The organism is Ruminococcus sp. Marseille-P6503 (assembly GCF_900604945.1).
Taxonomy (GTDB): Bacteria; Bacillota; Clostridia; order Oscillospirales; family Ruminococcaceae; genus FB2012.
On the sequence record NZ_UWPB01000002.1, the window covers coordinates 586,770 to 600,223 of the forward strand.

13 protein-coding genes are annotated in these 13,454 nt (G+C 35.2%); all 13 read left to right on the plus strand.

Annotation, left to right across the window (positions count from 1 at the left end):
• Positions 1–30 precede the first annotated feature (30 nt).
• The 13 genes from mobP3 to EIH25_RS08910 all read left to right on the plus strand — a co-directional run bounded on the left by mobP3 (position 31) and on the right by EIH25_RS08910 (position 13,335).
• Entirely contained in the window at positions 31–2,931 is a 2,901-nt protein-coding gene (mobP3, locus tag EIH25_RS08850; protein ID WP_243113174.1) for a MobP3 family relaxase, read from the plus strand.
• 446 nt (positions 2,932–3,377) lie between these two features.
• Positions 3,378–4,559 (plus strand): hypothetical protein, encoded by a 1,182-nt coding sequence (locus EIH25_RS08855; protein ID WP_124100716.1) that lies wholly within the window; start codon positions 3,378–3,380, stop codon positions 4,557–4,559.
• A gap of 28 nt (positions 4,560–4,587) precedes the next feature.
• Entirely contained in the window at positions 4,588–4,926 is a 339-nt protein-coding gene (locus tag EIH25_RS08860) for a hypothetical protein (RefSeq protein ID WP_124100717.1), read from the plus strand.
• On the plus strand, positions 4,910–5,284 hold the full coding sequence (locus EIH25_RS08865; protein WP_124100718.1) for an SEL1-like repeat protein: 375 nt from the start codon (positions 4,910–4,912) through the stop codon (positions 5,282–5,284). The genes EIH25_RS08860 and EIH25_RS08865 overlap by 17 nt, the downstream gene beginning before the upstream one ends.
• Before the next feature lie 201 nt (positions 5,285–5,485).
• Positions 5,486–9,331, plus strand: a complete 3,846-nt coding sequence (locus EIH25_RS08870) for a polymorphic toxin type 44 domain-containing protein (protein WP_164489204.1) — start codon at positions 5,486–5,488, stop codon at positions 9,329–9,331.
• Positions 9,315–9,719: a hypothetical protein gene (locus EIH25_RS08875; protein WP_124100720.1), complete on the plus strand. Its 405-nt coding sequence runs from the start codon at positions 9,315–9,317 to the stop codon at positions 9,717–9,719. Before EIH25_RS08870 ends, EIH25_RS08875 begins: the two co-directional genes overlap by 17 nt.
• Positions 9,720–9,965: 246 nt before the next feature.
• A complete protein-coding gene (locus EIH25_RS08880) occupies positions 9,966–10,412 on the plus strand; it encodes a hypothetical protein (protein WP_124100721.1) in 447 nt (148 codons plus the stop codon).
• Positions 10,413–10,544: 132 nt separating this feature from the next.
• Positions 10,545–10,871, plus strand: a complete 327-nt coding sequence (locus tag EIH25_RS08885; RefSeq protein ID WP_124100722.1) for a hypothetical protein — start codon at positions 10,545–10,547, stop codon at positions 10,869–10,871.
• A complete protein-coding gene (locus tag EIH25_RS08890; RefSeq protein WP_124100723.1) occupies positions 10,855–11,304 on the plus strand; it encodes a hypothetical protein in 450 nt (149 codons plus the stop codon). The genes EIH25_RS08885 and EIH25_RS08890 overlap by 17 nt, the downstream gene beginning before the upstream one ends.
• A 118-nt stretch (positions 11,305–11,422) precedes the next feature.
• Entirely contained in the window at positions 11,423–11,761 is a 339-nt protein-coding gene (locus EIH25_RS08895) for a hypothetical protein (protein ID WP_124100724.1), read from the plus strand.
• A 40-nt stretch (positions 11,762–11,801) separates the two neighbouring features.
• Positions 11,802–12,113, plus strand: coding sequence for a hypothetical protein (locus EIH25_RS08900; RefSeq protein ID WP_124100725.1), 312 nt, complete (start codon positions 11,802–11,804; stop codon positions 12,111–12,113).
• On the plus strand, positions 12,100–12,591 hold the full coding sequence (locus EIH25_RS08905) for a hypothetical protein (RefSeq protein WP_124100726.1): 492 nt from the start codon (positions 12,100–12,102) through the stop codon (positions 12,589–12,591). The genes EIH25_RS08900 and EIH25_RS08905 overlap by 14 nt, the downstream gene beginning before the upstream one ends.
• 225 nt (positions 12,592–12,816) lie before the next feature.
• Positions 12,817–13,335, plus strand: a complete 519-nt coding sequence (locus EIH25_RS08910) for a DUF5104 domain-containing protein (RefSeq protein WP_124100727.1) — start codon at positions 12,817–12,819, stop codon at positions 13,333–13,335.
• The last annotated feature ends 119 nt before the right edge of the window (positions 13,336–13,454 follow it).

The window sequence follows — 13,454 nt, forward strand, 5'->3', positions numbered from 1 at the left end:
CGAATGGAGATGATATAACTGGCGAAAATAATCGTAACAAGCCGTTATTTAAAAAGCGGCAGCGGAAACAGAAAACAGCTTTACCGTTATGTAAAATACATCGCGACCCGCGAGGGTTCAGCGCCGATACCGAATACAAACGAACACGCTCCTGCCGCTAAAAAACAGCAGGAGCTGATTTTTTCTCTGCTAAAATGTTTCCCCGACGGCAAAGAGTTATTTGAATACGAGGACTACCAAAAGAATCCCACCGTCAAAAACGCTTCCGCTCTCATATCGGAAATACTTGACCGGAACATGGACCGCCTTACAAGCCGTAAAAACTATGTAAGCTATCTTGCTAACCGTCCGGGCGCTGTTAAATTCGGTAAGCATGGTTTGTTCTCGCAGTCGGACGAGCCTGTCGAGCTTGAAAAGACCGCAAAAGAAATAGCGGCTCACGGAGGAAACGTCTGGACTCATGTCGTTTCCCTGCGCAGGGACAGCGCTCAGGCGATGGGCTATGACAATTTAAAAGCGTGGCGGGACTTAGTCAAGCGGCAGATCGCTAATATTGCAAAGAGTCAGAAAATCGAAATGAAAAATCTCAGATGGTACGCCGCGTTTCATGATAAGAAAACCAATCCTCACGTGCATATAATCGTGTACTCCGCCAACGAGCGCGAGGGATTCCTCACCAACCGCGGAATAGAAAAAATACGAAGCGGCTTTGCAAACGATATCTATCAGGACGAGCTGCACCATTTATATCAGCGCCAGACCGACCTGCGAAATCTTCTGAAAAAAGAGTCGGCAGAGTTTATGCGTAAGCTTGTAAATGATATTGCAGGAAACGCCTTTGAGGATACGGAGCTTTTATCTTTAGTATCCAAGCTTTCCAAGCAGCTTAATAATGTTAAAGGCAAAAAAGTATACGGATATTTAAAGCCGGAGGTCAAGCAGACGGTCAACGCAATTTTTGCAAGGCTTGCGGAAAATGATTCTATTCAGAAAATGTATAAGCTGTGGTGTGAAATGGAGCAACAGAAGCACGACGTGTATTCGTCGGCAAAGCTTCAGTTTCCGACATTAGTTGATAATAAGGAATTTAAATCCGTCAAAAACATGATCGTTCAGACTGTGCTGGATATGAATAGTCCTGTTATTGATATTGAGATTGAAGAACCTGAGCCGACAGAGTATTTCAATGAAGATACCGATAATTGTATTTCAGTAAATTCTGCTCTTGATGATCTTATGGAATATGATTTTAATCGAAACGTTGAAAATGCAGTGACATCTGATACTGGCAAAACTCCGAAAAGCAAATACTATTTAAAATGGAGCAATGAATACAAGGAAGCCTGCAGGATCATCTATGACAAAAGCTCGAAGCCTGAAGATTTTAAAAAGGCTGAACAGCTTTTGCTGTCAGAATCAAATTCAGGAAATATACTGGCAATTCACGATTTAGGAAAGCTGTATTCTACAGATAAGCTCGGAGAAAAGGATGATGAAAAATCATTTTCATTTTACAGGGAAGCGCTTCATGCTTTTACGGTAATAGAACCGAACGCAGATTCCATGTTCCCCTATGAGCCGAGATACGAAGGTCAGAATATGAAGTCTGCTGATATGCGCTCTTACGTTTGGTACAGAATAGGCAAAATGCACTGCTACGGTCTGGGAACGGAACAGAATTATGAAAAAGCGTTTGAATGGTTTTTAAAATCGGCTCAGGAAGGAAACAAGTTTGCGCAATACAGTCTTGCCAATTTGTATTACTACGGCAACGGCGCGGAAAGGAATCTTAAGGAAGCCTTCGGCTGGTATATGAGATCGGCGAAACAGGGACAGCCTTATGCTTCATATGCTGTGGCTCAGATGTATAGCAAAGGCGAATATGTTGAACATGATGAAAAAACTGCTCAGAAATATTACAATCAGGCTCTTTCGGGATTTTTAAAGCTTGAAGCAGACGGTCAGGCGGACGATAACCTCTTTTACAAAATAGGGGCGATGTACAAAAACGGTCTTGGCACAGAGGCTGACATGGGTATGGCTTTGGAATACTTTAAGCGTTCCGCAGAGCTGAACAACAAAAACGGGTTATATGAATACGGCAAGGCTCTGCTGCTCGGAGATAAAGATATGCCAAAGGCTATGGATTGTCTTGAAAAAGCGGTAAGGCTCGGAAATCTGAATGCCAAGCGTTTTCTTGCGCTTGAATATATCAGCGGAGAACATATTGAACAGGATATTGACAAGGGTATTGAAATGCTGACCGAATGCGCGGATTTCAGCGATCCCCTTTCCTGCTTTATGCTCGGCAGAATATATTTCAATGGGGAATTTGTGAACAGGGATCTGAGCAAGGCTGAGAAATATCTGCTCATGGCAGATAAGGACAGCGGATACGCTTGCTATTATCTCGGAAAGCTTTATCAGGAAGAAGAAAAATATGACATTGACAAAGCTGTTGAATGGCTTGAAAAAGCGGTTACCTATGACGATATATCGGCGTATGCTTCGTATTCGTTAGCTAAAATACTTTTGGAAGATAACAAATATCATGATACACAAAAGGCAATAAAACTACTTGAACTATCTGCCGAAGAAAACAATTGGGCTTCGTTTCTGCTGGGAAGGCTTTATCTTTTCGGTACGGAGGATATTGAGAAAGATAAGGAAAAGGCGATGGAATGGCTTAACAGGTCGACGGACGACGGAAACGTTTATGCTCAGACTTTTCTGAATCAAAGCGGAAGCTTTGAAAACACAATGCTGGCAAATACGATTTTAAGCTTGTTTATCAATCTAAGCCGATGTATTGAAGATGATTACATAAGAAGATACAGATCGGTCAGGATGTCCGCAGACAAAAAGCTTAGGCGTATGATAATTGAAAAGAAACAGGCGCTGGGGATTAAGGAGGAGCAGGGTTATGTATAAAAAAATAACAAAGTATTATTGCTAAATTTAGTTAAAATGCAGAAATTATAAATATCTACGACAAAACTATTGAAATGTAAGATTATATGTGATAATATGTAAAATAATTGGCGTAAATAGGTATTTGTTAAATTATAAAAGCACAAATATCTAAAAACAATAATTATATGATTGATAAATAAGGAGGATTTATGGGTAGATTTTTTTCAAATGTACAAATAAAAAATACCGGAAGCAGGGAGCAGTTTATAAGCTCATTCTGCGATTTAATGAAAAAGCGTAATCTTGTTCAATGTACTGATGACGAAGCGGAAGTTCAGTATATTCTCGCTTTTTCAGAGGGCGGTTGGGTAACGCTTGCTTCCGACGTATACAAAAGCGCCTCCAAGCAGGCTCACGACGACGCTCAGCAGACTGCGAAGGAAATGAATACGAGCAGCTTCAGTATGGAAGTAGTGGACAGCGACTGGGCGATTATCGGACTGCATACAGGGGCTGATATTCATGATACGGTGATTGCGGGACGTTCGGTATTTCCGGAGGAACAGTCGCCCAAAGGCAGACAGGAGCGCTGGGAACAGCTTTTAGCGCAGGGCAAAACGTGGGAGCAGCTTTCTGAGATCTGGAACAAGAACGAAGTTTTTGTTGAGGACGCTATGCAGGAAGCAGCTTCTGTCTTAGGTATTGAACCGAAATATATGATTTCGGAATATGATGACTTTAACAGTGAAGCGAATACAAATTCCGATATCTTACCGCTGTTTTATAAAAAGAATATTACTGTTTTAAAAAATAGCGAAAAAAAGCTTACGCTTAATGCGGCTTTTAAACAGGTTTTCGGAGAAGCTCTTGAACCGCTGGGGTTTGTTAAAATGAAAGGTAATAACAAGTATCTTCTTAGACTGATAAACAATGAAATCCTGCAGATTATAGCTTTAGAAAATGAGCAAGATGATAATTCCGGTTATAAGGCGTTTTCAATATACGCAGGAATAGCAACGATTTACAGACCTAATATTGATATAAAAAAATATGCTTCATATAATAAAAATTGGCTTAAAAATCTATCCAGTTATTACAGTGACCTATTTCCGGAAAAACATGGAGATGAAACGTTTAAAAAGTTATCCTCAATATCATATGAACAAAATAATACTGAGGATATTTTTAAAAAAGCAACCTACGCTTTGAGCATGACTCAGTCTCTTGTTATGCCGCTGTTTGAGGAAGTAACCGACCTTAAATCGTGCTTAATGTTTTTAAGGAAATTTAGAGGCTGGTTGAGTATAGATGATGAAAATGACATTTTCGGCAGAGATAATTTTAATAATCACTACAACGAAGGAATGCTTTACATCAAAACAAATTATCAAGGTGATTTTATGGAACTTGTGGAGAGCAGGACTAAATATGAGCGTGTTGCACAAATTTTAAAATCAAGAGGAAAAAATATGTATACAGAAAGCTATGATGATTATTACAACAGAAAGTCTAAATGTGCGCTTGAAAGAAAAAAGCAATTAGAACTAATATTTAATAACCCTGAGAAATATGAAGCTGCAATGGCAGAAATAGAATATCGAAAGAATTTAAATAATGCTATTTTACACGATTTGAAAATTATTTAATATAAGTAAAAATGAAAGGAAATATATTATGAATAAAAAGATAAAACAAATATCTATGAGAATTTTATCGTGCATAATGGCAATTGCATTAGCTTGCCCAATGCTTACAGAAATTTATGTTTTAGCTGAAACAAGTGATTCAAGCCAAAACACAAGTAGTATTACAACGCTATCTAAAAATCCATTTGAACCTGATTGGAGAATAGCAATTTTTTATGATGGACTTAGTTGGAATAAATTTCATAATGAGGTTCAAGATGATATACATGATAAAAGTGGTATAGAAAAAGAATTAAAAATTAACTATACTAACGGTAAATATGGATATGCAGATTTACATAAGGTAATTGATGAAAAAACTACTTGAACTATCTGCCGAAGAAAACAATTGGGCTTCGTTTCTGCTGGGAAGGCTTTATCTTTTCGGTACGGATGATATTGAGAAAGATAAGGAAAAGGCGATGGAATGGCTTAACAGGTCGGCGGACGACGGAAACGTTTATGCTCAGAATTTTCTGAATGAAAGCGGAAGCTTTGAAAACACAATGCTGGCAAATACGGTTTTAAGCTTGTTTATCAATCTAAGCCGATGTATTGAAGATGATTACATAAGAAGATACAGATCGGTCAGGACGTCCGCAGACAAAAAGCTTAGGCGTATGATAATTGAAAAGAAACAGGCGCTGGGGATTAAGGAGGAGCTTGGACAGGGTTATACTTCCTGAATCTGAACAAATAGCACATATTGGTCAGGTTTGCCGAATGTTAATACAATGTTTTGTATAATTGTACAGAATTTTATATAACTATGTCCATATATATTGAAATATATTATTTATTGTGTTAAATTAAAAGTAATTACATAGACGATGTTAAAAATATCGCTGGTAATACAAAAAATCAAAATTATGAAAGGGAGAAAAAGGATGAATAACAGTTTTTTTAAAAAGACAAAGCGGCTTTTATCAGGCGTGATCGCCGCAGCAATGGCAGCTGCAATGCTGCCTGTAATTCCTGTAATGGCAGAGGATACCGCGGAGAGATATCCATATACAATGTTTGCGGGATCAAGCGAGGACGGCGCTATCACGGTAAACGCGGGGAATTTCTGCGTAAACGGTAATGTTGCCACAAACGGCACTATTTCGGCAAGCGGGAATATGAATATCAATGGCGCTAAGAAAGAAAAAGCCAATGAAGAAATGATATACATTTTCAAAAAGCTGAATTATACATATTTTACAGGCAAAAATGTTGACGTATATCCTGATGACTATGTTTATATGGAAATGAATATCAACATCAACGATCCTATGGATGTTAAGGGTAACCTTGAACTGACAGGCAACATTAATCTGAGTACTGGAATTAAGGCTTTGGATAATGTCACGCTTAACGGTGAAGTAAAAAACACGAATAATTCTGCTATTTGTTCTGAAACAGGAGATATTATAATTGACAGCCAAAACGTAAATCTCAACGGATTAGTATATGCACCATTCGGTAATGTTGAGATTACTGCACAGAATCTCAATCTTAACAATGTTATAATTATTGCAGATACAATTACATTCAACTGCCCAAGCGTTAATGCAAACTACAGCAGCAGTATGGCTGAATTGGTCGGAACTGAATCGGACATTGACGTTGAGCTATATGCTTTTGGAGAGTATAATGAGGAAGTCAGAAGCATAGCTATTGAATGGTACACCAACTATACTAACAGTGATTACGAAGTAATGATTTCTGATGATAATGTAAATTATACTTCTGTGGCAACAGTTTCAGGAGCTGCTGAATATCAGTATCTGATTACTGAGGACTTTGAAACAAGGTATTTTAAAATTTCTCTTACAACGAATTACGGAGAGGTAGTTGAATCTGTGCCTTTTGTTGTCACAAAAACAGAGGACGGCTATTCTGTTGATTTTCTTGACAGCGACGGCGATGGGCTTCCGGACATTTATGAGAATATGATTGGCACAGATTTGAATAATCCCGATACGGATGGAGATGGTCTGACCGATTATCAGGAAGCATACATAACAGGAACAGATCCCACAAAGTACGATTCGGTAACCGAAGGTGTTTCGGACGCTGATGCAGATTCTGACGGTGATGGTTTATCCAATTCACAGGAGATCGAGTTGGGAACTGATTCTCAATATGCTGATACAGATGATGACGGATTATCTGATGGCGATGAAATTAATATTTACAATACCGACCCTTTAAATCCTGATACCGACGAGGACGGCGTAAATGACGGAGACGAAATTGTTCTCGGTCTTAATCCGTTAAAGCCTGATACTGATGATAACGAAGTACTTGATTGTGACGAATATTTTGAACAATCTGTTGATAAAAGCAGATTTGACAGCGATTTGTTTGAAAATAATTATGCGATACCCTCCTCACTTGACGTTTCAGCTAAAGGAAATGTAAATAATAATATTAATATAAGCGAGTATACAGGATATTTAAAAGGTGAAGAACGTTCGTATGTAGGAAAAGTAATTGAAATAACTGATTCTGAAATCAGAAGCGGCAGTATCTCATTTACATTAAGCGAAGATTATAAAATAAAGAATTATAATGTCGGTGACAAATTGACAAACGGACTCCTTATCTGCTATAATGACGGAGAAAATACAACTCCGTTGGCTACAACTTACAATGAAGAAACAAGAACATTAAGCGCTGATATTTCAACCAAAGGCATTTATTTTGTCCTTGATGTTATGAGCTGGCTGGAATCTATGGGACTGGAACTGCCGACCGAGAACAGTCCATATGTTAAGACTATGGTGCAAACTTATTCATCTGCCTCATCATTACGGTCAGCTGCAACCGTTGCAAATGTTGAAATAAAAGGACAGGTTGATATTGTATTTGTAATTGATACAACAGGCTCAATGGGTTCCTATATTACAAATGTAAAGAACAATATAACCGCATTTGTAAATGAAATTGAAACTGCCGGAATTAGTCCGTCTTTCGCACTCGTCGATTACAGAGATATTACCTGCGATGGACAGCATTCAACCAATGTAAAACAGAATAATGGCTCTAACTGGTTTAAAAAAGCCGATGAATTTAAGGCAGAACTTTCAAAGTTATCTGTAAGCGGCGGCGGAGATACTCCTGAATCTGCTATAGACGGACTTGAAATGGCAAGACAGCTTGATTTAAGATCATCATCTCAAAAATTTTTTGTATTGGTTACAGACGCTGATTATAAAGTCAATAATAATTATGGAATTAAGTCAATGAGTGAAATGGTCGATTTGCTTGTAAATGACGATATTAATGTATCCGTTATTTCAAATTCATATTATGAGTCAACATACAAATCGCTTTATGAAGGCACCGGAGGTATATTTGCAGACGTAAGCGGAAATTTTAAAGACAAACTTCTTGCAATTGCTGATATGATTAACGAAGAAACAAACAACGGCTGCTGGGTTGCTCTTAAAGGTCTTATTCCTCAGATTGTTAAGCTTGATGAAAATCCTACTGGATTAGGAACAGCAGATACGGATGGAGATTCTTTGCTTGATAAAGAGGAACTGAAAAGCGTTTGGCCGACAAGATATATTGATATTAATTCGTTTCTTTATCTCTTTGGATTGCCTTTTGATTATTCCTATCCCACTATTGCTGAGTATGATTATTATAGTAATCCGACTAAAGAGGATACGGATGGGGATAATCTGTTAGATAATTTTGATCCAAAACCAAAATCCGTCAATAATAATGGAGCAGTCATGAAAGAACTGTCAATAGAAAGAATTTATAATGCATATATGCTACATTTAGAAGACAATGTTTCAGAAGTATATGATATATATACGGCTACAGGAAAAGATAGCGAAATGAGCTGGGAAGAATTTATTGAATTTTATAGTGGTGTCGTTGATTTTAATTTTTCCTTAAAGAACGCCAGCGAAACAGAGTTGAAAATAACAACATTACAAAGATGTTTGGAATATTTAGGCTTTTTGGATATGGGAGGATCGGCGTATGGTGCAATGGGGGGAGCAACTCAGTCGGCAATTCAAAATTTTCAGCTTAATTATGGATTGAATATTTCCGAACAAGTTGAATTTTACGGTAAGTGGTTTATAGAAATTGATGATATAACATATTTGACCATCGCTAATGTTGCCGCTAATCATGGATTCTATGTTGGTGACAAACCTGTTGAAGCACATACAGAATATAAAATGCTTTGTAATTTAACTGCAGAAGGCTATGGTAAAACGTTTTTTGATTATATTCCGAGTGTGGTTCCGATATTAAATATTGAACAAATCAACAATGATATTTCAATCTATAGTGATATTAATGGCAAATATGATACTGTATACTATTTAGATTATACGGAACCATTAAAGAACATTATAACAGATATGATAAATACAGCGGAAAGCTTTATATACTATCCTTCATTTAACGGATATGTTCAATTCTATATCAATGTTAATCATGGAGGAATTTGGGATGTGAAAGTTCGGGAAAGTTGGAATAATACGATATCAACTATTCGTTATTTTTCTCAGAATTTCAAATTTGTATATAATGATATTATTATGAATTCTGAAAACTTAGGAAATTATCTATATGGCTGTACTGGTCATGCTACAGGATTTACTTTAAATATCTTATATAAAGGAAGCGGATATGCCGCTAGTACTGGTAATACTATTGATAATCAGGATGACTTAGACTTCATCAAAAGGGGATATGATTATTATGATGAAATATGTTAAATATGTATTGATGAGTTTCATATATGCTCTTTTGTTTAATTTAACTGCATATTTAGGAGCAGGGATAGCTTCTGTTATTTCTATATTTATTTTTTTTATTATTTATGCAGCGGTGCAGTTAGCTTTTTTTGTTAAGTTAAGCAACCATAATATAAAAATATATTGTTTGGGTGTTATATTGACCATTTGTTTTTCTGTTATAATCGGTTATATATTTTACGATACTGATTTTTTTATTCATATATTTATGGCTTTCAATGGTGATTATGGAACACCTAATGCAGGAAGCGGCTTCGGTATGATTCTAAGTTATAGTCTTAATGGGATAGCATTACTTTGTTCAATTCTAATTGGTATATATAATATCCTGACTAATCGACAGCAATAAGTCTCAATAGTTCAATCTAAGTTAGGTGGTATAGAGCATCCTTATTATTTACAGAGTTATTATATTTTTTTGCTCATTTTTCTGCGAATGATTTTAATTAATGTAGGTGTCTGGGTTCAGCAATATTTTATACATATCATAATCAGGGGGGAATCGTAGTGAAAATAAGCACCTGGGAATTAGTTATAAATGTAGAAAAAACCAAGTTATTCATTTTTTATTTAACTCAAAATAATGAGGTTAAATATGGAGTTTATTATTGAAATGTCCAATTTTGTAATTCAAAGTAAAATAGTATATTTAAGTAATGAATATGCATTTCAAACCATTCCCAAATTACCTACCGATGTATCGTTATTATTTGAAAACTTATGTATTAATATAAGTTCAGATGATAAAACTGTATATTCGATAGATGGATATCATCCAAAAACTTGTTGGACTGAAAAAGAACTTATAATACCTAAGTGTCAAGTAGGTAAATTAATAGTAAATGGCAATTTTGAGAGCGGTGACGTAAAAAGACTTGCACCTATATGTACTTACCAAACCTTTTATGACAGTAAAACCGGATGGTTATGCATAGGAACTGACGAACTAAATAGTACATCCGTTAAAATTTTAAATAATGTAATTGCAACAATAAAGAATAAAAAATTGATTGCATTATGGCTAAATCCTGAATTAAAATAAATTCAAAAGACTCCAGAATCAGCAAAAAAGAGGTTTCCAAAGCTGCAATACACTCCATATGTTGAGCTTTCGTATAAAAATGGCAGTTTGATTGTCAATGATTTTTATGGAGGTACTGAGGATGATTATGGTATGTCGGTAGCTAAAAGAATATCAGAAAAAATCACAAATCATACTCCGGTAGAAGCATTAAAAAATGGTTACGTTAACTATTTAAGTGAATTTGATTATGAAATTTCTAATAGTCCTAAATCTCCTTTTGATAAACTAATAATGATTTACGAAACTATTGGGCAACCCCCAATTGAAACATCAATTCAAGTTTCTCGCTGGAAGAATTATAATTTGTATCCAAGACGCTCGAAAACAGGTGGTACTTGGATTGAGATAACATCAGAAAAAATCAATGATAGCTTTATATATTACGAAAAGGAAATTGGCGATGATTGGGAATTGTAAGAAGAAAAAAATAATAATCATTACTTCTGCATTTGTTATCGCTTTGATTGGTCTATTTGTTTGTTATAATCATGATTTAGACCACAAGGAAATAGCCAGCGGACATCTGATTCCTAGCAATGGTGAATATGTATACTATTCAATAGTAAAAGAAAATGATTTAGAGGATATCTATAACTGTTCATATGATCTTCCAAACTATGATTTCGACTTTAAAAACCATAGTTATATCATCACTTTTGGATATGAAATTGTAGAATTGTCATACTCACTGATTTCACAACCTATTTTTCATAGTTTCGATTACTATGTTCCCAGGGTTCAGCTATTGAATAAAAAAGATGACTTATGCCGCATTTACGAGATACCAAAAGTAAACATTGATGTTGACCCAGATAATTACAAAAGGAATGTATACTTTGTAAAGGAATAATAACTTTAATGGAATTAAAAATGACTAATCAGTAAGCTAATAAAGTATATGGCTTCTGAAAAGAAATTTTTGTTGCACCTTTACAAACAAACGATTGTAATGATATCGGAGGTTAACTATGCCTATTTTAAAAATACATAAAAATGCATTGTATGTTAATAACGAGCTGGTAAAGTTTCAGTTTGAGATTGATACTGTCCTTGTTCTTGATTCACAGGTAATTGTACTAATAAAAACTCCATATGACATTGATAATAATGATAATGTTTACTTAGTTGATTTTCATGGTAAAATTACTTGGCAGATAGAATCAGCAAAAAAGAGGTTTCCAAAGCTGCAATACACTCCATATGTTGAGCTTTTGTATAAAAATGGCAGTTTGATTGTCAATGATTTTTACGGTACGGATTTTATGGACAGTATTCCAGATGGAAAACGGGATCATATCTCCCATTAATATAATCCGCTGATAAATTAAATATAGGAGTGGCGCTGATATGAAAGATGGAGAATCAGTCATTTTAATGAGTAAGACAGTAAAAGCACACGAATACGAAAGTGTAATAGATGTAAACTGGAATGCATCGGTAGGTCAGTGTAGTGGTATTCTAATCTGTGAAGCCCAAAAAAAGAATGGTGAGATAAAAATGATGACTCGTTACATTGTCTATGATTTTTATGACTGGGCAAAAGGAAGTACAAACACTTTTATCCCTACTGTAAGTGATGGTGAAATGTACACTCTTCATGAATCAGGATATGCTAAACAATATTATGTATACGGGGAGTATATTGATGAAAAAGCTTAAAAAAAAAGTTCTTATCATTGTAGCGATTACTTCCATAATCATATGTACAATTTTTACAGTTTGCTACTGCGAATATTATACAATCAAATTAAAATCAGACATAACATATGATGAATATAGTATTATTGCTAAGGAATATAATGTAACAGTTAAAAAAGAGGACATAGATTATATCTATTGTCAAGGCTCAGACAGATATGGAGTTAGACTAGAGTTGGATATATGTGATGCAGATGTAATTAATAATTGCTTCAGTTTTGATTTTGATACTGTCAAATTATCTGCATACCTACAATCCGATAATTGGCAAGAGTACAGAAATTCTAACAAAATTAATGTTGAATCAAAAGAGATATCGAATTACATTATGAATCCTCCTTTAGATGAAGTTTTCATATTTATATATGAAGAAAATGAAAAATGGTATATTGAGGCTGAAAAATACAAAATTTCTGATTTATCAAATATATGGTATTAGAGAGGGTGTTACGTAATGAAATCGGTATGGTTTTAACCCGAAATATACAGAATCGAATCCTGATATAATGGTATCTGTTGATTTAAGTGGATATCCAGATTTTTATAATGCAATAAGCGACCCTAAAAATGTTCAATACTATAACGATTTACAAAAAGAAAACTTGATTTTTGATGAAAAAACTAAAACAGTCTGGATACAATGGTACAATGAAGGAGTGGCATAATGAAGCAAAGTTTTTTTCATGTGTTTGTTTTATTAATGGCAACAGTTACAATTTCGTTATCTGGTTGTGTATCGGATAAAATAAATTCTGAAGAATACAAATCTCCGGGTGACCTTGCGAAAGAACGTCAAGCAGAAATAATGGAATGTTTTATCAACAAGGACGCTGAAACGATAAAGAGTTTTTTTAGTGAGTATGTTATCGAAACTTATCCGGATATTGATACCCAGATAGATAAAGCGTTTAATTTTCTGGACGGGGAGATTGTATCCTATGATGAACCGTTTTCGAGTGCGTCCGGTAGTAAAGACAGAAAAGCTTATGGAGCTGATACAAGAAATATTATAACAGACAAGGGAACTGAGTATAAGATTTCGTTTAAGGGTTGGCTTACCAATTCAAAAGAAACAAATAAGATTGGTGTTATTTGCATAAAGGTGATTGATATGACTGACGAATATGATTATAGTAAAAATGAAAAAGAAAATGGCATTTTATATATTGGTGAGCCTGATTAAAAACAGATGAAATCATATTATGCAAAAACATATTTCTTATTGAAGTTTTGAAGTGCTGTATGTTAGAAGCTGTGATAATTATTGTTGCAGCTTCTAATATTATTTTGTAGTGACACAAT